The sequence below is a fragment of the Salmonella sp. SAL00672 genome (assembly GCF_046552175.1).
Lineage (GTDB): Bacteria > Pseudomonadota > Gammaproteobacteria > Enterobacterales > Enterobacteriaceae > Salmonella > Salmonella enterica.
The window spans coordinates 13,122-34,613 of the sequence record NZ_JBGDUQ010000016.1 but is presented as its reverse complement, the minus strand read 5'-3'; the positions used below and the strand labels follow the sequence as shown (position 1 = coordinate 34,613).

Sequence of the window (21,492 nt, the reverse complement as noted above, 5' to 3'; positions counted from 1 at the left end):
AGTTGCCATGTCAGCCAAACATCCGGTGATAGCAGTAACAGGGTCAAGCGGCGCGGGGACCACCACCACCAGCCTCGCGTTTCGTAAAATTTTCGCGCAGTTAAATCTGCACGCCGCCGAGGTGGAAGGCGACAGTTTTCATCGTTACACCCGCCCGGAAATGGATATGGCGATCCGCAAAGCGCGTGACGCCGGGCGGCATATCAGCTATTTCGGGCCTGAAGCCAATGACTTCAGCCTACTGGAACATACCTTTATTGAGTACGGGCAGACGGGTAAAGGCCAGTCGCGTAAATATCTGCATACCTATGATGAAGCCGTACCGTGGAATCAGGTTCCCGGCACGTTTACCCCCTGGCAGCCGCTTCCCGAACCGACCGATGTGCTGTTTTATGAAGGACTGCACGGCGGCGTCGTCACCCCGCAACATGATGTCGCGCGTCATGTTGATCTGTTGGTTGGCGTGGTGCCTATCGTCAACCTCGAGTGGATTCAGAAACTAATCCGCGACACCAGCGAGCGCGGACACTCCCGTGAAGCGGTGATGGATTCCGTGGTGCGTTCCATGGACGACTACATCAATTACATTACGCCGCAGTTCTCGCGTACCCATATCAACTTCCAGCGCGTACCGACCGTCGACACGTCCAATCCGTTCGCCGCAAAGGGTATTCCCTCGCTGGATGAGAGTTTTGTGGTGATCCATTTCCGCAATCTGGAAGGGATCGATTTTCCCTGGCTCCTGGCGATGCTCCAGGGCTCGTTCATTTCTCACATTAATACATTAGTGGTGCCGGGCGGCAAAATGGGGCTGGCGATGGAGCTGATTATGTTGCCGCTGGTGCAGCGATTAATGGAAGGCAAAAAAATCGAATAACCGCGGTGAAATGCCCGATGGCGCTACGCTTATCGGGCCTACGAGATAAAAACGGGTAGGCCGGATAAAGCCACGCCGCCATCCGGCATCACATGTTACGCCGCAATCACTTCATACGAATGGGTAATATTGACCGCTTTTTCCAGCATTAACGCCACCGAGCAATATTTTTCCGCGGAGAGATCGACAGCGCGCGCGACGGCAGCCTCTTTCAGATCGCTGCCGGTAACGATAAAATGCAGATTAATGTGCGTAAACAGGCGCGGCGCGTCTTCCCGGCGCTCGGATGTCAGCTTCACTTCGCAGTTGGTGACATTCTGACGGCCCTTTTGCAGGATTGATACCACATCAATAGCGCTACATCCGCCAGCCGCCATTAATACCATCTCCATCGGACTCGGCGCTTTGTCACCGGAGTTACCATCCATTAAAATCTGGTGGCCGGAGGAGGACTCTCCGAGGAACGTGAGCCCTTCAACCCACTTTACACGCGCTTGCATATTTCGTAACTCCAATGTTTCAATTTTCCTGAAAGATTACGCGCATACAACAAAAGTCGCAATGGAAGGCGACCTGGGTCATGCTGAAGCGAGACACCAGGAGACACACGGCGAAAGCTATGCTAAAACAGACAAGATGCTACAGTAATACATTGACGTACTGCATGTATGCAGAGGACATCACATTACAGGCTACAATCTATTTTCGTAGCCCCCTTCCCAGGTAGCGGGAAGTATATTTTTGCAACCCCAGAGACAGTGCCGTTTTCTGGCTCTGGAGACAGCTTATAACAGAGGATAACCGCGCATGGTGCTTGGCAAACCGCAAACAGACCCGACTCTTGAATGGTTCTTGTCTCATTGCCACATTCATAAGTACCCGTCAAAGAGCACGCTGATTCACCAGGGTGAAAAAGCAGAAACGCTGTACTACATCGTTAAAGGCTCCGTGGCAGTGCTGATCAAAGATGAAGAAGGGAAAGAAATGATCCTTTCTTATCTGAATCAGGGTGATTTTATTGGTGAACTGGGCCTGTTTGAAGAAGGCCAGGAACGCAGCGCCTGGGTACGTGCGAAAACCGCATGTGAGGTCGCTGAAATTTCCTACAAAAAATTTCGCCAATTAATCCAGGTCAACCCGGATATTCTGATGCGCCTCTCTTCCCAGATGGCTCGTCGCTTACAAGTCACCTCTGAAAAAGTAGGTAACCTCGCCTTCCTTGACGTCACCGGGCGTATCGCTCAGACGCTGCTGAATCTGGCGAAACAGCCCGATGCCATGACGCACCCGGATGGGATGCAGATCAAAATCACCCGTCAGGAAATCGGCCAGATCGTCGGCTGCTCCCGCGAAACCGTTGGTCGTATTTTGAAAATGCTGGAAGATCAAAACCTGATCTCCGCGCATGGCAAGACCATCGTCGTCTACGGCACCCGTTAATCCCGTCAGAATGGCGCGTTTTATCATGCGCCATTTTTGTTTGCATCGATGTGGCGAAGACTGATTTATCACCCAGAGATTAATTACGCACTACGGCAAACGCTGGTGCTGTGCCTGCCTGTGGCTGTTGGTTTATTGATAGGCCAGCTACACCTGGGCTTGCTTTTCTCTCTCGTTCCCGCCTGCTGCAACATTGCAGGTCTGGATACCCCGCACAAACGCTTTTTTAAACGCCTGATCATCGGCGCATCGCTGTTCGCCGGATGCAGTCTGGTAACGCAACTTCTGCTGGCGGAATCCATCCCCCTGCCGTTGATCCTGACCGGGCTGACGCTGGTGCTTGGCGTGACGGCGGAAATTAGCCCGCTTCACGCGCGGCTACTGCCAGCGTCGCTGATTGCCGCCATCTTTACCCTGAGCCTTGCGGGATACATGCCCGTCTGGGAGCCGCTGCTCATTTATGCGCTGGGCACGCTATGGTACGGCGTGTTTAACTGGTTTTGGTTCTGGCTATGGCGCGAACAGCCGCTGCGCGAGTCATTGAGTTTGTTATACCGTGAACTGGCCGATTATTGTGAAGCGAAATACAGCCTGCTCACCCAACATATCGATCCGGAAAAAGCGCTGCCTCCCCTGCTGATACGCCAGCAAAAAGCGGTCGATCTCATTACCCAGTGTTACCAACAGATGCATATGCTTTCGGCGCACAACAATAATGATTACAAGCGCCTGTTGCGGGCTTTTCAGGAAGCGATGGATTTGCAGGAGCACATCTCCGTCAGCTTGCATCAGCCGGAAGAGGTACAGAAACTGGTAGAACGCAGCCATGCGGAAGAGGTGATTCGCTGGAATGCGCAAACGGTCGCCGCCCGTCTGCGCGTGCTGGCGGATGACATTCTTTATCATCGTCTGCCGACGCGCTTCTCCATGGAAAAACAGATTGGCGCTCTGGAGAAGATCGCCAATCAGCATCCTGAAAATCCGGTAGGCCAGTTCTGCTATTGGCACTTCAGTCGAATCGCCCGTGTGCTGCGTACTCAGCGACCGCTGTACGCCCGCGACCTGATGGCCGATAAACAGCGTCGTTTGCCGCTACTTCCGGCGCTGAAAAATTATATGTCTCTTAAATCGCCGGCGCTACGCAACGCCGGACGCATCAGCGTGATGATGAGCATCGCCAGTCTGATGGGCAGTGCGTTGCACCTGCCTAAACCGTACTGGATACTCATGACGGTGCTGTTTGTCACCCAAAACGGCTATGGCGCGACACGCGTGCGTATTCTGCACCGTTCGGTCGGAACGCTGGTCGGCCTGGTGATTGCCGGCGTCACGCTGCACTTACATATTCCCGAAAGCATTACGCTGGCGGTCATGCTGGTACTCACGCTGGCAAGTTATCTGATTATTCGTAAAAACTACGGCTGGGCGACGGTCGGCTTTACGGTGACGGCGGTATACACCATCCAGTTACTGACGCTAAACGGAGAGCAGTTTATTGTGCCGAGGCTGATCGATACGCTGATTGGCTGTTTAATTGCCTTTGGCGGCATGGTCTGGCTGTGGCCGCAATGGCAAAGCGGGCTATTACGTAAAAACGCCCATGATGCGCTGGAAGCCGATCAAGAAGCTATCCGACTGATCCTCAGTAACGATCCGCAGGCCACCCCGCTCGCTTATCAAAGAATGCGGGTCAACCAGGCGCATAACACGTTATTCAACTCGTTAAATCAGGCAATGCAGGAACCCGGATTCAATACCCACTATCTGTCGGATATGAAACTGTGGGTCACGCACAGCCAGTTTATTGTCGAGCATATCAACGCTATGACGACGCTGGCGCGGGAACACACCATGCTGACGCCTGATCTGGCGCAGCGCTATCTGGAATCTTGCGAGATTGCAATTCAGCGCTGCCAGCAGCGCCTGGAGTACGACAGGCCAGGCGGCTCCGGCGATGTCAATATTCTGGAGTCGCCGGACATGCCGTCACATGGCTTATTGAGCACTCTGGAACAACATTTACAGCGCATCATTGGCCATCTGAACACCATGCACACCATTTCGTCGATGGCCTGGCGTCAGCGTCCGCATCACGGTATCTGGCTGAGTAAGCGGCTACGGGATACAAAAGGTTAAGACCGACTGCCGGATGCGCTACGCTTATCCGGCAATCCGCCATCAGGCCACCACCTTCCCTACCGCCTGCGCAAAGCGCTGCATTCCTTCATGGATATCCGCCTCTTCCACCACCAGCGACGGGGCAAAACGCATCACGTCGGCTCCGGCATTGAGCACCATCACGCCGGCCTCCGCGCCTGCGTACAGAAAATCGCGCGCCCGACCTTTGTACTTCGGCTTCAGTTCCGCGCCAATCAGCAGCCCCATGCCGCGAATATCGCTGAAAATGTCAAATTGCTCGTCAATCGCCTGCAAATGTTGCACAAACTGTTGCCGCTTAGTGTGAATGCCTTGTAGTACCTCTGGCGTATTAATAATATCGAATGCCGCGCCAGCCACCGCACAGGCCAGCGGATTACCGCCATAGGTTGAACCATGCGAACCGACATGAAAGGCCGAGGCGATTTCCTGCGTGGTCAGCATGGCGCTCACCGGAAAACCGCCGCCTAACGCTTTGGCGCTGGTGAGGATATCCGGCGTGACGCCGTAGTGCATATAGGCAAACAGGTCTCCGGTGCGCCCCATCCCGCACTGCACTTCATCAAACACCAGCAACGCCTGATGCTCGTCACACAGGTCACGTAACCCTTTGAGGAATTCCGGTGTAGCCGCCTGCACGCCGCCTTCACCCTGAATCGGCTCGACCACCACCGCGCAGGTGTGGTCATCCATTACCGCTTTTACCGCATGAAGATCGTTGAAGGGAACGTGAATAATATCGGCGGGTTTCGGCCCAAAGCCGTCGGAATATTTTGGCTGCCCGCCGACAGAGACGGTAAACAAGGAACGGCCATGAAAGGCGTTATGGAAGGCAATGATTTTCGTTTTGAACGGGCTATGGCGCACGCAGGCATAATGACGCGCCAGTTTAAAAGCGGTTTCGTTCGCTTCGGTGCCGGAATTCATAAACAGCACGCGCTCGGCAAACGTGGCGTCGATCAGTTTACGTCCCAGACGCAACGCCGGTTCATTGGTAAAAACGTTACTGGTATGCCACAAGGTTTCCCCCTGGGATTTCAGCGCCTCGACCAGCGCCGGATGGCAATGGCCCAGCGCAGTCACTGCAATCCCGCCGGCGAAATCGATATACTCTTTGCCTTGCTGATCCCATACGCGACTGCCTTTACCTTTGACCGGAATAAAGTCCGCCGGTGCATAAACAGGCAGAATCACCTCATCAAAAGTTGCGCGCGTAATAGCCGTTTGTTCAGTTGCCATATCATTACCACCCGGTTAAGCAGAAAATTCATTGAAATTATACTCACAAAATATGAATAAAAAATCACTCAATGACAACCATTAATCAACGTTGAAGAAAATTTTCCAGTAGCGCGTGTCCCTGTTCACTAAGAATACTTTCCGGGTGGAACTGCACGCCTTCCAGATCCCACTCGCGGTGGCGAATGCCCATAATCTCCTGCGTTTCGCTCCAGGCGGTGATCTCAAAACACTCTGGCAACGTGGCAGGGTCGACAATCAGCGAGTGGTAACGTGTCACGGTTAACGGGCTGGGCAATCCCCGAAACACGCCCTGTCCATTATGCGTAACAGGTGACGTTTTACCGTGCATCACTTTCGCTGCCCGCACCACCGACGCGCCAAAGGCCTGCGCCATCGCCTGATGACCCAGGCAAACGCCCAGCATCGGAATACGTCCGGCATAATGGCGGATGACCGCCAGTGAAATGCCAGCGTCATTCGGCGTACAGGGGCCAGGAGAGATAACGATTTTTTGCGGGTTCAAAGCGTCAATGTGCGCCAGCGTCAGCGCATCATTGCGCCGGACCTGCACTTCCGCGCCCAGTTCACAAAAATACTGGTAGAGGTTCCAGGTAAAGGAATCATAGTTATCGATAAGCAGGATCATGGCGGCTCCGGGTGAGTAGAACCGCACTATTTTACTCAGTTTCGCGAGCTTCGCTTATCGCTTTCTGAAAAATCGCCCGCAAAGCGGAGAGATCGCCCATCGCGCCGCTCTGGTTCGCCTGCTTCCATGTTTCAACCGCAATACCTTGCCAACTCAGCGCGTAGCCTGCATGTAGCGCCAGTTGTTCAAAGAAGATGCGCTGCGCCAGCCCGCTCCCCAAACGAAACGGATGAAGCACATTAATTTCACAGTAGTAATGCGCCAGCCGCTCGACAAACTTCTCGTGCGCCAGACCAACCAGGTAGCCCTCTTCTTCCAGATCCTGCATCAGAGCGTTGCCCTCTTTTTCGATATAGGCAAAGTGGCAGAAACGGGTATCGCCCTGGTAAATATCGACCTCCCGCAGTTGCCCTGCCCAGTCGAAAATATCCTGATAGAGCTGGCGATGAATCGCGCACAGATGAGGCAAGCCGCGTACCAGCGGCCCCAGTTCAATCGTAGCGGCGCGGAGCGCGGTCATTTCGTATGCCGCTTGCGCCAGTCGCTGGGCCTGATGAATCCCCAGCCGATTACGCATCACATTCAGCCCCGGATAGAGGTACGGATCGCGCCCTTCGCCAAATTTATCGCTCATAGTGCCTCCGAAGCTCGTCAAGACGTGCCAGCGCTTCATCGGCGGTCAGGGTTACTAAGGGGATCTCAATACCTTCGAGACGGCGGCTTTGCTGGAAGTTAACGTTGCGCCGCTGTTCCCAAAAGCGTGACTTTTGTTTATCGGTAAGTTTCTTCACCTAGCCTCCCTGAATATGCCTGTGCTTGACCACAAGTATAAACAGCAATTTCAGGTTACGCTGAGACAGGGAGAAAACGCGGGCGGCTCGCACCCGCGCAGGCATGTTTTATGGCAGGACTTTCGCGGAAAGGATAACGACTGGTTTTGTCGGCACATTCTGATAAGGCCCGACATCGTGCGTCGGTACCTGTGAGATTTTATCGGCGACATCCATACCTTTTACCACTTTACCAAATACCGCATAGCCAAAGTCGCGCTGGCCGTGGTCGAGAAAAGCGTTATCCGCGACGTTAATAAAGAACTGGCTGGTGGCGCTGTCTTTATCTGCGGTGCGAGCCATCGCGATCGTGCCGCGAGTATTACGCAGACCGTTGTCGGCTTCATTCTTAATCGGCGGATTCGGTTTCTTCTGCTGCATCTGCTCGTTAAAACCACCCCCCTGAATCATAAAGCCAGGAATAACGCGGTGAAACGTAGTGTTGTTATAGAAACCACTGTTGACGTAATCGACAAAGTTTTTCACAGAAACCGGCGCTTTCTGGCTGTTCAGCTCCAGCTCAATATTCCCGGCGGAGGTGGTTAACAGCACATGAGGATCGCCTTTTGCTGCCAACGCTACGGGAGAAAGAGCAGAAAGAGCGAAAACAGCTGCGACAGCCGCCAGAGTCGATTTGAGCATGAGATTTCCTTAAAGAGAGCAGAAATAAAGCAAGTGGAATGATTCTAAAGAGCCTTCCTGGGCCAGGCCAGCCCTTTACCTAATTTTACGTACATGAAACAAATGTAACGTTACGACGCAACGCCTTGTCCTTGCAATATGATGTGACAAACATCACATTAAAAAATGTAATGAACATTACTATCACTAATAATTATTTAAATACATCACAAAAACGCCTAAAATCTGCCCGCTTAACGCGCCCTCCACGCGCTTCACTTCTCTTCAAGGCCAGACATGACTAACAGCAACCGCATCAAGCTCACATGGATCAGCTTTCTTTCCTACGCCCTGACCGGGGCGCTGGTGATTGTCACCGGGATGGTGATGGGAAATATCGCAGACTATTTTCATCTGCCCGTTTCCAGTATGAGTAACACCTTTACTTTTCTGAACGCCGGGATTTTGATCTCGATCTTCCTCAACGCGTGGCTGATGGAAATCGTCCCGCTGAAAACACAGCTACGCTTTGGTTTTATCCTGATGGTGCTGGCGGTGGCCGGGCTGATGTTCAGCCATAGCCTGGCGTTGTTCTCAGCGGCGATGTTTGTGCTGGGGCTGGTCAGCGGGATCACCATGTCGATTGGCACCTTCCTGATTACGCAACTTTATGAAGGGCGTCAGCGCGGTTCCCGACTGCTGTTTACCGACTCCTTCTTCAGCATGGCGGGGATGATTTTTCCTATGGTCGCCGCCTTCCTGCTGGCGCGTAGTATTGAGTGGTACTGGGTCTACGCCTGCATCGGCCTGGTCTACCTGGCGATTTTTATCCTGACCTTCGGCTGTGAATTTCCGGCGCTGGGTAAACATGCGCAGCACTCTCAGGCGCCTGTCGTCAAAGAAAAATGGGGCATTGGCGTACTGTTTCTGGCCGTCGCCGCGCTGTGCTATATCCTCGGTCAATTGGGCTTTATCTCCTGGGTGCCGGAATACGCCAAAGGCCTCGGCATGAGCCTGAATGACGCCGGGGCGCTGGTGAGTGATTTCTGGATGTCCTATATGTTTGGCATGTGGGCGTTCAGCTTTATCCTGCGCTTTTTCGATCTGCAACGCATCCTGACCGTACTGGCGGGTATGGCGGCGGTACTGATGTATCTGTTTATTACCGGCACGCAGGCGCATATGCCGTGGTTTATTCTGATGCTGGGCTTCTTCTCCAGCGCCATTTATACCTCCATCATTACGCTGGGATCGCAGCAAACGAAAGTGGCCTCGCCTAAGCTGGTTAACTTTATTCTGACCTGCGGCACCATCGGAACGATGCTGACCTTCGTCGTCACCGGCCCGATTGTAGCGCACAGCGGCCCACAGGCGGCGTTACTCACCGCGAATGGTCTGTATGCGGTGGTCTTTATGATGTGCTTTGCGCTCGGCTTTGTGTCCCGTCATCGCCAGCATAGTTCGCCAGCGGCGCATTGATAATGATTGCCGGATGGCGACGCGATGCGTCTTATCCGGCCTACAGCGTAAGCTGTTGGTAGGCCGGATAAGGCGACGTCGCCCTCCGGCACTCTATCCCCCCCTGACGAGGTAGGCCTGTTGGTCTAAAAACCCCTCATTTTGTATGTTATTTGTACAAACCTGAAAAGCCTGACAATTCCGCCACTTATAAAAATCCAGACAAATCAGCCATATACCCATTAAGAGGTATATAAAGGTGAATTTGATTTACATCAATAAGCGGGGTTGCTGAATCGTTAAGGTAGGCGGTAATAGAAAAGAAATCGAGGCAAAAATGAGCAAAGTCAGACTCGCTATTATCGGTAATGGTATGGTCGGCCACCGCTTTATTGAGGATCTCCTTGATAAATCCGACGCTAGCCTGTTCGACATTACCGTGTTCTGTGAAGAACCCCGTAAAGCCTATGACCGTGTCCACCTGTCATCCTACTTCTCTCACCACACCGCGGAAGAGCTCTCTCTGGTGCGTGAAGGATTTTACGAGAAGCACGGCGTGAAGGTACTGGTTGGCGAACGCGCAATTACCATTAACCGTCAGGAGAAAGTGATTCACTCCAGCGCGGGTCGTACCGTTTATTATGACAAGCTGATCATGGCGACCGGTTCCTATCCGTGGATTCCGCCGATTAAAGGCTCCGAAACCCAGGATTGCTTCGTTTACCGTACCATTGAAGACCTCAACGCTATCGAAGCCTGCGCCCGCCGCAGCAAGCGCGGGGCGGTGGTCGGCGGCGGTCTGCTGGGGCTGGAAGCCGCTGGCGCGCTGAAAAACCTCGGCGTGGAAACGCACGTCATTGAATTTGCGCCAATGCTGATGGCGGAACAGCTCGATCAGATGGGCGGCGAGCAGCTACGTCGCAAGATCGAAAGCATGGGCGTGCGTGTACACACCAGTAAAAACACGCAAGAGATTGTTCAGCAGGGTAACGAAGCGCGTAAGACTATGCGTTTTGCCGATGGCAGCGAGCTGGAAGTCGATTTTATCGTCTTCTCTACCGGTATTCGCCCCCGCGACAAGCTGGCTACCCAGTGCGGTCTGGCCGTCGCGCAGCGCGGCGGTATCGTGATTAACGACACCTGCCAAACGTCCGACCCGGATATCTACGCTATCGGCGAGTGCGCCAGTTGGAACAACCGCGTTTACGGTCTGGTCGCACCGGGCTATAAAATGGCCCAGGTCGCCGTTGACCATATCCTCGGCAGTGAAAACGCCTTTGAAGGCGCGGATCTCAGCGCCAAACTGAAGCTGCTGGGCGTGGATGTCGGCGGGATTGGCGACGCGCATGGCCGCACGCCGGGCGCGCGTAGCTACGTTTACCTCGATGAAAGCAAAGAAGTCTACAAACGTCTTATTGTCAGCGAAGATAACAAAACGCTGCTCGGCGCAGTACTGGTCGGCGACACCAGCGATTACGGCAATTTGCTGCAACTGGTACTGAACGCCATCGAACTGCCGGAAAACCCGGATTCGCTGATCCTGCCGTCGCACGCGGGCAGTGGTAAACCCGCTATCGGCGTGGATAAACTGCCGGACAGCGCGCAGATCTGCTCCTGCTTCGATGTGACTAAAGGCGATCTGATCGCCGCTATCAATAAAGGCTGCCATACCGTGGCGGCGCTGAAAGCGGAAACCAAAGCCGGAACCGGCTGCGGCGGCTGCATCCCGCTGGTGACGCAGGTACTGAACGCCGAACTGGCGAAACAGGGTATTGAAGTCAACAACAACCTGTGCGAGCACTTTGCTTATTCTCGTCAGGAACTGTTCCACTTAATCCGCGTGGAAGGTATCAAAACCTTTGAAGAACTGCTGGCGAAACACGGTAAAGGCTACGGCTGCGAAGTGTGTAAGCCGACCGTCGGTTCGCTGCTGGCGTCGTGCTGGAACGAATACATCCTCAAGCCGCAGCACACGCCGTTGCAGGATACCAACGATAACTTCCTGGCGAATATTCAGAAAGACGGCACCTACTCGGTGATCCCGCGCTCGGCGGGTGGCGAAATCACCCCGGAAGGTCTGGTGGCCGTGGGTCGTATCGCCCGCGAGTTTAACCTCTATACCAAAATCACCGGTTCTCAGCGTATCGGTCTGTTCGGCGCGCAAAAAGACGATCTGCCGGAAATCTGGCGTCAGTTGATTGAAGCGGGCTTCGAAACCGGTCACGCGTACGCCAAAGCGCTGCGAATGGCGAAAACCTGCGTCGGCAGCACCTGGTGCCGCTACGGCGTGGGCGACAGCGTCGGTTTCGGCGTGGAGCTGGAAAACCGCTACAAAGGCATTCGCACCCCGCACAAAATGAAGTTCGGCGTCTCCGGCTGTACCCGTGAATGTGCGGAAGCGCAGGGTAAAGACGTCGGTATCATCGCCACTGAGAAAGGCTGGAACCTGTACGTCTGCGGTAACGGCGGCATGAAACCGCGTCATGCGGATCTGCTGGCAGCCGATCTCGATCGCGAAACGCTGATCAAGTACCTCGACCGCTTTATGATGTTCTACATCCGTACTGCCGACAAACTGACCCGTACCGCGCCGTGGCTGGATAATCTGGAAGGCGGCATCGAGTATCTGAAATCGGTCATCATCGACGATAAGCTGGGCCTGAACGAACATCTGGAAGAAGAGATGGCCCGTCTGCGTGAAGCGGTGGTCTGCGAGTGGACGGAGACCGTCAACACGCCAGCGGCGCAGGTTCGTTTCAAACACTTCATCAACAGCGACAAACGCGACCCAAATGTCCAGGTTGTGCCTGAACGCGAACAGCATCGTCCGGCCACGCCGTATGAACGCATCCCGGTCACTTTGGTGGAGGAAAACGCATGAGCCAGTGGCAAAACATCTGCAAAATCGATGACATCCTGCCGGGAACCGGCGTCTGCGCGCTGTCAGGCGGCGAGCAGGTGGCAATTTTCCGTCCTTACCATAGCGATCAGGTGTTCGCGATCAGCAACATCGACCCGTTCTTTGAGGCCAGCGTGCTGTCTCGTGGGCTGATTGCGGAACACCAGGGCGAACTGTGGGTCGCCAGCCCGTTGAAAAAGCAGCGCTTCCGCCTGAGCGATGGTTTATGCATGGAAGATGAGCAGTTTTCTGTGAAACATTACGACGCGCGGGTGAAAGACGGCGTGGTGCAGTTGCGCGGTTAATTATTTTTGGGAGGCGCAACGCCTCCCCTTTTTTGTATTTTTTTCATTTTAATTGTTATCACAAAATCATTTGTACTGCATCGCGGCGGCAACTGAGCAACAAATTCGTCAGGAACGAATTTGAACAGCCGCTGGCTGCCTTCGGTGAGGGACAAGGATGTCCCTCATTAATCCCCAGGAACATAGTTCACTATGTGACTGGGGTGAGCGAGGGCAGCCAACAAAGAGGCAGTGCAAAGGATGAAGTGAGAAAAGGATAATCAAATGTTTACAGACACTATCAATAAGTGTGCGGCTAACGCTGCGCGCATCGCACGCCTGTCGGCGAATAATCCGCTCGGCTTCTGGGTCAGTTCGGCAATGGCCGGGGCTTATGTCGGTCTCGGCATCATTCTTATTTTCACCCTCGGCAATCTGCTCGACCCGTCCGTGCGTCCTTTGGTGATGGGAGCGACCTTCGGTATCGCCTTAACGCTGGTCATCATCGCCGGTTCCGAACTGTTTACCGGCCACACCATGTTCCTGACGCTGGGCGTCAAAGCAGGCACCATCAGCCACGGTCAAATGTGGGCTATCCTGCCGCAAACCTGGCTCGGCAACCTGGTCGGTTCCGTGTTTGTCGCCCTGCTTTACAGCTGGGGCGGCGGCAGTTTATTGCCGGTCGATACCAGCATCGTTCACTCAGTCGCGCTGGCGAAAACCACCGCGCCCGCCACGGTACTGTTCTTCAAAGGCGCGCTGTGTAACTGGCTGGTTTGTCTGGCAATCTGGATGGCAATCCGCACCGAAGGCACGGCAAAATTTCTTGCTATCTGGTGGTGTCTGCTGGCGTTTATCGCTTCCGGCTACGAGCACTCCGTCGCGAATATGACGCTGTTCGCCCTCTCCTGGTTTGGTCATCACAGCGACGCCTATACCCTGTCCGGAATCGGACACAACCTGTTATGGGTCACTCTGGGTAATACTTTGTCCGGCGTCGTGTTCATGGGATTGGGTTATTGGTATGCTACGCCGAAATCGGAGCGTCCTGTTCCGCAAAAAACCAACCAAATTAAGGTTACAGCCAACCATTAAGGGGTAATGTCGTGGACCATTTGCCTATATTTTGTCAATTACGCGACCGCGACTGTCTGATCGTCGGCGGTGGCGATGTCGCAGAACGCAAAGCACGGTTACTGCTGGAAGCAGGCGCACGTTTAACGGTCAATGCGCTAACCTTTATTCCACAGTTCACCGTATGGGCAAATGAAGGCATGTTGACTCTGGTTGAGGGACCGTTCGACGAAACGCTTCTCGACTCGTGTTGGCTGGCGATCGCGGCCACTGACGACGATACCGTCAACCAGCGCGTCAGCGACGCGGCGGAGTCACGCCGTATCTTTTGCAACGTGGTGGATGCGCCGAAAGCCGCCAGCTTTATCATGCCCTCCATTATTGACCGCTCGCCGCTGATGGTCGCCGTCTCCTCGGGCGGCACCTCCCCGGTGCTGGCGCGTCTGCTGCGCGAGAAACTGGAATCGCTGCTGCCGCAGCATCTGGGGCAGGTCGCGCGCTATGCCGGACAACTCCGCGCCCGAGTGAAAAAGCAGTTTGCCACCATGGGCGAACGTCGTCGCTTCTGGGAAAAATTTTTCGTCAATGACCGGCTGGCGCAGTCGCTGGCGAATGCCGATGAGAAAGCGGTTAACGCGACAACCGAACGCCTGTTTAGCGAACCGCTGGATCACCGTGGCGAAGTCGTGCTGGTCGGCGCCGGGCCGGGCGATGCCGGACTGCTGACGCTGAAAGGGTTACAACAAATCCAACAGGCGGATATCGTGGTTTACGATCGCCTCGTCTCCGACGACATTATGAACCTGGTACGCCGCGATGCCGATCGGGTCTTTGTGGGGAAACGCGCGGGTTACCACTGCGTCCCACAGGAAGAAATCAACCAGATCCTGCTGCGTGAAGCGCAAAAAGGTAAACGCGTGGTACGCCTGAAAGGCGGCGATCCCTTTATCTTTGGTCGCGGCGGCGAAGAGCTGGAAACGCTGTGTCATGCCGGTATTCCTTTCTCGGTAGTGCCGGGGATTACCGCGGCTTCCGGCTGCTCCGCCTACTCTGGTATTCCGCTAACCCATCGCGATTACGCCCAGAGCGTACGTCTGGTCACCGGTCACCTGAAAACCGGCGGCGAGCTGGACTGGGAAAACCTGGCGGCAGAAAAACAGACGCTGGTGTTCTACATGGGGCTGAATCAGGCAGCGACTATCCAGGAAAAACTGATCGCATTCGGTATGCAGGCCGATATGCCGGTTGCGCTGGTAGAAAACGGTACCTCTGTGAAGCAACGCGTCGTCCACGGTGTGCTGACGCAGCTTGGTGAATTAGCGCAACAGGTTGAAAGCCCGGCGCTGATTATCGTTGGCCGGGTCGTTGGCTTACGCGATAAATTAAATTGGTTCTCTAATTATTAATTAAAATAACGCCCTGAATAACAGGGCTTTATTTTACAACCACTCGTAATCTCAAATTATTTTTACTTAAAAGTGAATTAAGAAATCAACTTTAAATACACCAGAAAAATTTAAATAGTAATAATTCTGCCTAAAAACCCTTTTACTCGTCAAATTCACCTCTTATTCATTCATACAATAAATAACACCGTTAAGCACTCAATTTGACCTGACCTGGTTATCGGGTGATAAAATAAACACTAAAGCATAATTTTTCTTCTGGCCATTTCATCATTGCCTGTATCGCTCTCTGCATATGTTTAGTACGCAAGGAAAATATTAATTAAGGATGAACCCTATGCAAAAGAAAAAACTTATTTCTATCGCTATCGCTTTAACGCTACAAAGTTATTACATTCCGGCCATCGCCGCAGAAAATAACGATGATGAAAAAGAATGTCCCAGTAATATCTCCTCCCTGCCTAAAGAAAAACGCGCAAAACTCTCACCGACCTGCCTTGCTACACCTGAAAATGATAATCACTGGGGCTGGGTTGCTGGCGGCGTTGCTGCACTGGTCGCAGGTGTGGCTATTGGCGTTGAAAATAACGGTGGCGGAGATTCTAATCATTCTTATACCCCCCCTAAGCCCGATAATGGCGGCGACGTCACCCCGCCCGACGATGGCGGCAACGTCACCCCGCCCGACGATGGCGGCGATGACAATGTGACCCCGCCCGACGATAGTGGCGATGACGATGTGACCCCGCCTGACGATAGCGGCGATGACGATGTAACCCCGCCCGACGATAGCGGCGATGACGATGTGACCCCGCCCGATGATAGCGGCGATGACGATGTGACCCCGCCCGACGATAGCGGCGATGACGATGTAACCCCGCCCGATGATAGCGGCGATGACGATGTAACCCCGCCTGACGATAGCGGCGATGACGATGTGACCCCGCCCGACGATAGCGGCGACGACGACGACACGCCCCCGGATGACTCTGTTATTACCTTCAGCAACGGCGTCACCATCGATAAAGGCAAAGACACCCTGACCTTCGATAGCTTCAAACTGGATAACGGCAGCGTTCTCGAGGGTGCCGTGTGGAATTATTCAGAACAGGACAACCAGTGGCAGCTCACCACCGCAGACGGCAAAACGCTGAACGTCACCGGCTGGGACGTGACCGACGCCAATGCCGCCGTGATTGAAGGCACCCAGGAAAACGGTCTCTACTGGAAGTACGACAGCCGTGGCTATCTGATTATTGCCGACGATAAAACCACCGTTATCAGTGGCGATGACCAGGCGCATAATTCCGATCGCGGCATGGATATCAGCGGCCAGGATCGCACCGGCGTGATTATTTCCGGCGATCGAACCGTCAACACGCTCACCGGGGACTCCAGTGTGACCGACGGCGCCACCGGCATGGTTATCTCCGGTGACGGCACCACCAACACCATTTCGGGCCACTCAACGGTGGACAACGCCACCGGCGCGCTGATTTCCGGCAACGGCACCACCACCAATTTCGCCGGTGACATTGCCGTGAGCGGCGGCGGTACCGCCATCATCATCGACGGCGACAACGCCACGATTAAGAATACCGGTACCTCTGACATCAGCGGCGCAGGCTCCACCGGCACCGTCATTAACGGCAATAACGCCCGCGTCAACAATGACGGTGATATGACCATCACCGACGGCGGCACCGGCGGCCACATTACCGGCGATAACGTGGTTATCGATAACGCCGGGAGCACTACCGTCAGCGGCGCGGACTCCACGGCGCTGTATATCGATGGCGACAACGCGCTCGTTATCAACGAAGGTAATCAGACTATCTCCGGCGGCGCCGTCGGTACGCGCATTGACGGCGACGACGCCCATACCACCAATACCGGTGATATCGCGGTGGATGGCGCGGGCTCTGCCGCCGTGATTATCAATGGCGACAACGGCAGCCTGACCCAGGCGGGCGATCTGCTGGTCACCGACGGCGCGATGGGCATCATCACCTATGGCACCGGAAATGAAGCAAAAAATACCGGCAACGCCACCGTACGTGATGCAGACTCGGTGGGGTTTGTGGTCGCAGGCAAACAAAACACCTTTAGCAACAAGGGTGATATTAATGTCAGCCTTGACGGCACCGGCTCGCTGGTGAGCGGCGATACGTCGCAGGTGACGCTGGATGGCGATATTAACGTAACCTCAGTGCAGGACAGCGAAAGCATATTCCGCGCCGCAACTGGGGTGAGCGTGAGCGGCGACAGCAATACCGTTGATATCACCGGAAATGTGAATATCAACGCCGACTACGGGCAGGACGATCTGGCTCAGTCCGACACGCCGATAATCGGCGTCACCGTCAGCGGCGACGGCAACGATGTTGCGCTTAATGGCGCACTGAATATCGACGATAAAGATCTGTCCGCCGTCAGCGGCCAATACCTGGACGTTATTGGCCTGAACGTCACCGGTGATGATAACAACGTTGAGATCGACGGCGGTATTAACATCATCCACGGCGAACAACCGGATGATGGATACTCCGCAGAGGTTATAGGCATTAACGTCAGCGGTAACAGTAACGTCACGCTAAGCGGCCATTCGGCTATCGATACAAACACGATAATGGGGGGGCATGTCATTCTGGCGCAGGTCAGTAACGGCGGTTCTCTGATACTGAATGACGACTCGGTTATTGAGGTTACTTCCAGCTATATACCCACGGGTTATTACACCGATTATGCTTTATTAATGGCTAACGGAAGTGGAGCCTCTGTTGAAAACAAAGGCGATATCACAAGCTACGGCGTGTATTACATTATGCGCGCTGATAACGGCGCAGAAATCAGCAATAGCGGCAATATTCTGTCTTACACCACCGGCGATGGCAGTAATATTGAGGATCGTTCCGCCATTGTTCGCGCCAACGGTAAAGGCTCTGTTGTACGTAACAAAGCGGATGGCGATATTACCGTCATTTCTGACCAGACGCCACGGTCCAGTGGCGGTTATGGCGCATACCCAGTGAAATGGTATAACCATACCTTTTACGCCATGCTGGCGGCCGATTATGGCGATGTCGTTAACGATAAGGGCGCCACGATCCATTTGCAGGGGGCGGGCGTGTATGGCGTCGCTGCCAGCAGAGGAACCGCATCAAACGCGGGCGATATCTACCTGGATGCCTTTGTCCCGACGCTGGATGATGAAAATAACATCACCGACACAAATTACTGGAAACCGTCGCAGCTTTATCTCACCAGTTCGGGGATGGTGGCTGGCTCCACCGATGGTGATGGCGACGCCACCGCCATCAACACCGGTACCATTACCGTCAACAATGCCGGGTTCGGTATGATGGCGCTCAAGGGCGGCACCGCCATTAACCAGGGCGTGATCACCCTGACCGCCGATGAGGGCGTGACCGGCCAGGCAAACGAGTTGGTCGGCATGGCGGCGCTGAACGGCGGCGTCGTCATCAACGATACCACCGGCGTGATTAACATTGACGCCGATTACGGTCAGGCGTTTCTGAGCGACAGTTCCAGCTACATCATCAATAACGGCTCCATCAACCTCAACGGCAGCCCGATGGATGAGACTGATTCACACATGGGCGGTACGCCAACGGATAAAATCTGGATCCAGTCCCTGCCCGGCAGCGGCGACAGCGACACCCGGACCTCTGACACGGGCTTCTTCATTAACAAAACGCTGGCCAACTACGGAACTGAAACCCTGAACGGGGATTTGGATGCTAATGGCGGCTGGCTGTACAACGAGGCGGGCGCGTCGCTCACCGTCAACGGCACCCTGACGATTAACGGCGGGGCTAACGCGCTGGCTAACTACGGGACGCTGGACGCGGACGCTATTTCCACCTGGCACAGCCTCTTTAATGAAGCGGACGGCAGCATCACCACCGATCTGTTAACCCTTAATGGCGACGTCACTTTTTACAATAACGGCGATTTCACCGGCTCCATAGCGGGCACCAGCTACCAGCAGGAAATCGTCAATACTGGCGATATGACGGTGGCGGAAGATGGCAAATCGCTGGTCAGCGGCAGCTTCTATTTCTATAACGAAGAGGACGCTACGCTTACCAACAGCGGCAGCGCGGTGGAAGGCGGCGAGAACACCATCATCAATCTGACGCGCGCCAACGATTCGCTGACCCAGGTGAACAGCGGCACCATCACCGCCACTAACGGTTACAGCGCCATCACCACGGTCAACGGCAGCAATGACCCCAAATGGATCTGGAACACCGCAACCGGCGTGATTAACGGTATTAACCCGGATGCGCCGCTAATCAATTTGGGCCGCGGCTATAACTTCGGCAACCAGGGCACTATCAACGTGCAGGGCGATAACGCCGTGGCGATTAGCGGCGGCACCAGCAGTTATGTCATTAACCTGGTCAATAGCGGCACCATCAACGTCGGTACCGAGCAGGGCAAGGAGGACGGCACCAACGGCACCGGGCTTATCGGCATCAAGGGCAACGGTAATGCCACCACCATAAACAACACCGCAGACGGCGTGATTAACGTTTACGCGGATGACTCGTATGCGTTTGGCGGCAAGACCAAAGCCATCATCAACAACGGCGAAATCAACCTGCTGTGCGACAGCGGCTGCGACATCTACGCGCCGGGTACTACGGGCACGCAGAACGACCATAACGGGACAGCGGACATCGTCATCCCGGATGCGACTACCGCCCCGACCGAGGGCAGCATCCCGACGCCGCCAGAGGATCCCAACGCGCCGCAGCAGCTCTCCAACTATATTGTTGGCACCAACGCCGACGGTAGCTCCGGTACGCTGAAAGCCAATAACCTGGTGATTGGCGACAACGTGAAGGTGGATACCGGCTTTACCAGCGGTACGGCGGATACCACCGTGGTGGTGGATAACGCCTTCACCGGCAGCAATATCCAGGGCGCGGACAACATCACTTCCACCAGCGTGGTGTGGAACGCCCAGGGTAGCCAGGATGCCGACGGCAACGTTGACGTCACCATGACCAAAAACGCCTATGCCGATGTGGCGACCGACAGCTCGGTAAGCGACGTGGCGCAGGCGCTGGACGCCGGTTACACCAACAACGAGCTGTACACCAGCCTTAATGTGGGGACTACCGCCGAGCTGAACAGCGCACTCAAGCAGGTCAGCGGTGCTCAGGCCACCACGGTATTCCGTGAAGCGCGTGTACTCAGCAACCGCTTTACCATGCTGGCCGACGCCGCGCCGCAAATTAAAGATGGTCTGGCGTTCAACGTGGTGGCGAAAGGCGACCCACGTGCGGAGCTGGGCAACGACACCCAGTACGACATGCTGGCATTACGCCAGACGTTGGATCTCACCGCCAGCCAGAATCTGACGCTGGAGTACGGTATTGCGCGTCTGGATGGCGACGGTTCGAAAACTGCGGGCGATAACGGCCTGACAGGCGGCTACAGCCAGTTCTTTGGCCTGAAGCACAGCATGGCGTTTGATGAAGGTCTGGCGTGGAACAACAGCCTGCGTTATGACGTGCATAACCTCGACAGTAGCCGTTCTGTCGCTTATGGCGATGTCAACAAAATTGCCGATTCCGACATGCGTCAGCAGTACCTTGAGTTTCGCAGTGAAGGGGCGAAAACTTTCACCATGATGAGTGATACGCTGAAAGTCACGCCGTATGCCGGGGTGAAATTCCGTCACACCATGGAAGGAGGCTACAAAGAGCGCAACGCCGGAGATTTTAACCTGTCCATGAACTCTGGCAACGAAACGGCGGTAGACTCTATTGTCGGCCTGAAGCTGGATTACGCCGGGAAAGACGGCTGGAGCGCCACCGCTACCCTGGAAGGCGGCCCGAACCTGAGCTACAGCAAGAGCCAGCGTACAGCGTCATTACAGGGTGCGGCGGGTCAATCGTTCGGCGTGGATGACGGTCAAAAAGGCGGCGGCGTTAATGGTCTGGCAACCATCGGCGTGAAATACAGCAGCAATGATACCGCGCTACATCTGGATGCCTACCAGTGGAAGGAAGACGGTATCAGCGATAAAGGCTTTATGCTTAACGTTAAGAAAACATTTCGTTAAATAAACGACATTATATAACACTAATACAGGCCGCTTATTATTAAGCGGCCTTTTTAAATCATATCCCCTGGTAAAGATAAAGTCCTTATTTGGACTACCTGGATGATTCATTAATTGCTATCGTACTATACGCTAAATAGATCTTATATTTATTCCACCAGTAGTGCTCGTTTTATCAACAAGGATTTTGAAATGTTTAAATTTGTAAAAATTGCCGTTGTGGCAGGGGTTCTGGCGACGCTCACTGCTTGTACTGGTCATATCGAAAACAAAAAAAATAACTGCAGCTACGATTATTTGCTGCACCCTGCAATTTCTATTTCTAAAATTATTGGCGGTTGCGGCCCGGCTGCCGATCAATAATAGAAACGACTGCGCAGATACAAAAAAACCGGGATTTTCCCGGTTTTTTTACAGGTCTGATAAACGGTACGGCGCAGATGCCTTGTCCAACTTAC

The 21,492-nt window shown here is 54.3% G+C and carries 16 protein-coding genes; 10 read left to right on the top strand and 6 right to left on the bottom strand.

The window, feature by feature from the left end:
* Positions 1–7: 7 nt before the first annotated feature.
* Positions 8–877: a phosphoribulokinase gene (locus tag ACLJTG_RS22760; protein ID WP_001274690.1), complete on the top strand. Its 870-nt coding sequence runs from the start codon at positions 8–10 to the stop codon at positions 875–877.
* 95 nt (positions 878–972) lie between these two features.
* Here the strand turns inward: ACLJTG_RS22760 and ACLJTG_RS22755 are convergent, their stop codons facing one another.
* Positions 973–1,377, bottom strand: a complete 405-nt coding sequence (locus ACLJTG_RS22755) for an OsmC family protein (protein ID WP_001148919.1) — start codon at positions 1,375–1,377, stop codon at positions 973–975.
* A 307-nt stretch (positions 1,378–1,684) separates the two neighbouring features.
* On the opposite strand from ACLJTG_RS22755, the gene crp reads away from it, so the two are divergent.
* Both crp and ACLJTG_RS22745 read left to right on the top strand, forming a co-directional pair.
* Entirely contained in the window at positions 1,685–2,317 is a 633-nt protein-coding gene (crp, locus tag ACLJTG_RS22750) for a cAMP-activated global transcriptional regulator CRP (RefSeq protein WP_000242758.1), read from the top strand.
* Positions 2,318–2,365: 48 nt separating this feature from the next.
* Positions 2,366–4,453 (top strand): YccS/YhfK family putative transporter, encoded by a 2,088-nt coding sequence (locus ACLJTG_RS22745; protein WP_000269311.1) that lies wholly within the window; start codon positions 2,366–2,368, stop codon positions 4,451–4,453.
* Between the two features lie 42 nt (positions 4,454–4,495).
* On the opposite strand, the gene ACLJTG_RS22740 is transcribed toward ACLJTG_RS22745, so the two are convergent.
* From ACLJTG_RS22740 to ppiA, 5 genes are all read right to left on the bottom strand, one after another.
* Positions 4,496–5,713, bottom strand: coding sequence for an aspartate aminotransferase family protein (locus ACLJTG_RS22740; RefSeq protein WP_000190023.1), 1,218 nt, complete (start codon positions 5,711–5,713; stop codon positions 4,496–4,498).
* An 85-nt stretch (positions 5,714–5,798) separates the two neighbouring features.
* Entirely contained in the window at positions 5,799–6,362 is a 564-nt protein-coding gene (gene pabA / locus ACLJTG_RS22735) for an aminodeoxychorismate synthase component 2 (RefSeq protein ID WP_000601878.1), read from the bottom strand.
* Positions 6,363–6,393: 31 nt separating this feature from the next.
* Positions 6,394–6,996, bottom strand: coding sequence for a putative adenosine monophosphate-protein transferase Fic (locus ACLJTG_RS22730; RefSeq protein WP_001280676.1), 603 nt, complete (start codon positions 6,994–6,996; stop codon positions 6,394–6,396).
* On the bottom strand, positions 6,986–7,153 hold the full coding sequence (locus ACLJTG_RS22725) for a YhfG family protein (protein ID WP_001519136.1): 168 nt from the start codon (positions 7,151–7,153) through the stop codon (positions 6,986–6,988). The genes ACLJTG_RS22730 and ACLJTG_RS22725 overlap by 11 nt, the downstream gene beginning before the upstream one ends.
* 108 nt (positions 7,154–7,261) lie before the next feature.
* A complete protein-coding gene (gene ppiA / locus ACLJTG_RS22720; RefSeq protein WP_000920482.1) occupies positions 7,262–7,834 on the bottom strand; it encodes a peptidylprolyl isomerase A in 573 nt (190 codons plus the stop codon).
* A 276-nt stretch (positions 7,835–8,110) separates the two neighbouring features.
* Between ppiA and tsgA the strand changes: the two genes are divergently transcribed.
* From tsgA to ACLJTG_RS22685, 7 genes are all read left to right on the top strand, one after another.
* Positions 8,111–9,292 carry an MFS transporter TsgA gene (tsgA, locus tag ACLJTG_RS22715; RefSeq protein WP_198898405.1) on the top strand — a complete coding sequence of 394 codons (1,182 nt, stop codon included), beginning with the start codon at positions 8,111–8,113 and terminating at the stop codon, positions 9,290–9,292.
* Positions 9,293–9,608: 316 nt separating this feature from the next.
* A complete protein-coding gene (gene nirB / locus ACLJTG_RS22710) occupies positions 9,609–12,152 on the top strand; it encodes an NADPH-nitrite reductase large subunit (protein WP_079951605.1) in 2,544 nt (847 codons plus the stop codon).
* Entirely contained in the window at positions 12,149–12,475 is a 327-nt protein-coding gene (gene nirD, locus ACLJTG_RS22705) for a nitrite reductase small subunit NirD (RefSeq protein ID WP_000084814.1), read from the top strand. The genes nirB and nirD overlap by 4 nt, the downstream gene beginning before the upstream one ends.
* A 264-nt stretch (positions 12,476–12,739) precedes the next feature.
* A complete protein-coding gene (gene nirC / locus ACLJTG_RS22700; RefSeq protein ID WP_000493576.1) occupies positions 12,740–13,549 on the top strand; it encodes a nitrite transporter NirC in 810 nt (269 codons plus the stop codon).
* A gap of 11 nt (positions 13,550–13,560) precedes the next feature.
* Complete coding sequence (gene cysG / locus ACLJTG_RS22695; protein ID WP_000349897.1) at positions 13,561–14,934, top strand: siroheme synthase CysG; 1,374 nt, start codon at positions 13,561–13,563, stop codon at positions 14,932–14,934.
* A 328-nt stretch (positions 14,935–15,262) separates the two neighbouring features.
* On the top strand, positions 15,263–21,034 hold the full coding sequence (gene bigA, locus ACLJTG_RS22690; protein ID WP_410959108.1) for an autotransporter adhesin BigA: 5,772 nt from the start codon (positions 15,263–15,265) through the stop codon (positions 21,032–21,034).
* Positions 21,035–21,226: 192 nt separating this feature from the next.
* Positions 21,227–21,397 carry a YhfL family protein gene (locus ACLJTG_RS22685; protein WP_000472323.1) on the top strand — a complete coding sequence of 57 codons (171 nt, stop codon included), beginning with the start codon at positions 21,227–21,229 and terminating at the stop codon, positions 21,395–21,397.
* The last annotated feature ends 95 nt before the right edge of the window (positions 21,398–21,492 follow it).

What these genes read in the sequence shown, in the direction of transcription:
- nirB (WP_079951605.1), top strand. Translation starts at nt 9,609, where the DNA reads ATGAGCAAAGTCAGACTCGCTATTATCGGTAATGGTATGGTCGGCCAC.
- ppiA (WP_000920482.1), bottom strand. Translation starts at nt 7,834, where the DNA reads ATGCTCAAATCGACTCTGGCGGCTGTCGCAGCTGTTTTCGCTCTTTCT.
- ACLJTG_RS22745 (WP_000269311.1), top strand. Translation starts at nt 2,366, where the DNA reads ATGTGGCGAAGACTGATTTATCACCCAGAGATTAATTACGCACTACGG.
- crp (WP_000242758.1), top strand. Translation starts at nt 1,685, where the DNA reads ATGGTGCTTGGCAAACCGCAAACAGACCCGACTCTTGAATGGTTCTTG.
- bigA (WP_410959108.1), top strand. Translation starts at nt 15,263, where the DNA reads ATGAACCCTATGCAAAAGAAAAAACTTATTTCTATCGCTATCGCTTTA.
- ACLJTG_RS22740 (WP_000190023.1), bottom strand. Translation starts at nt 5,713, where the DNA reads ATGGCAACTGAACAAACGGCTATTACGCGCGCAACTTTTGATGAGGTG.
- ACLJTG_RS22760 (WP_001274690.1), top strand. Translation starts at nt 8, where the DNA reads ATGTCAGCCAAACATCCGGTGATAGCAGTAACAGGGTCAAGCGGCGCG.
- tsgA (WP_198898405.1), top strand. Translation starts at nt 8,111, where the DNA reads ATGACTAACAGCAACCGCATCAAGCTCACATGGATCAGCTTTCTTTCC.
- nirD (WP_000084814.1), top strand. Translation starts at nt 12,149, where the DNA reads ATGAGCCAGTGGCAAAACATCTGCAAAATCGATGACATCCTGCCGGGA.
- ACLJTG_RS22730 (WP_001280676.1), bottom strand. Translation starts at nt 6,996, where the DNA reads ATGAGCGATAAATTTGGCGAAGGGCGCGATCCGTACCTCTATCCGGGG.
- ACLJTG_RS22685 (WP_000472323.1), top strand. Translation starts at nt 21,227, where the DNA reads ATGTTTAAATTTGTAAAAATTGCCGTTGTGGCAGGGGTTCTGGCGACG.
- nirC (WP_000493576.1), top strand. Translation starts at nt 12,740, where the DNA reads ATGTTTACAGACACTATCAATAAGTGTGCGGCTAACGCTGCGCGCATC.
- pabA (WP_000601878.1), bottom strand. Translation starts at nt 6,362, where the DNA reads ATGATCCTGCTTATCGATAACTATGATTCCTTTACCTGGAACCTCTAC.
- ACLJTG_RS22755 (WP_001148919.1), bottom strand. Translation starts at nt 1,377, where the DNA reads ATGCAAGCGCGTGTAAAGTGGGTTGAAGGGCTCACGTTCCTCGGAGAG.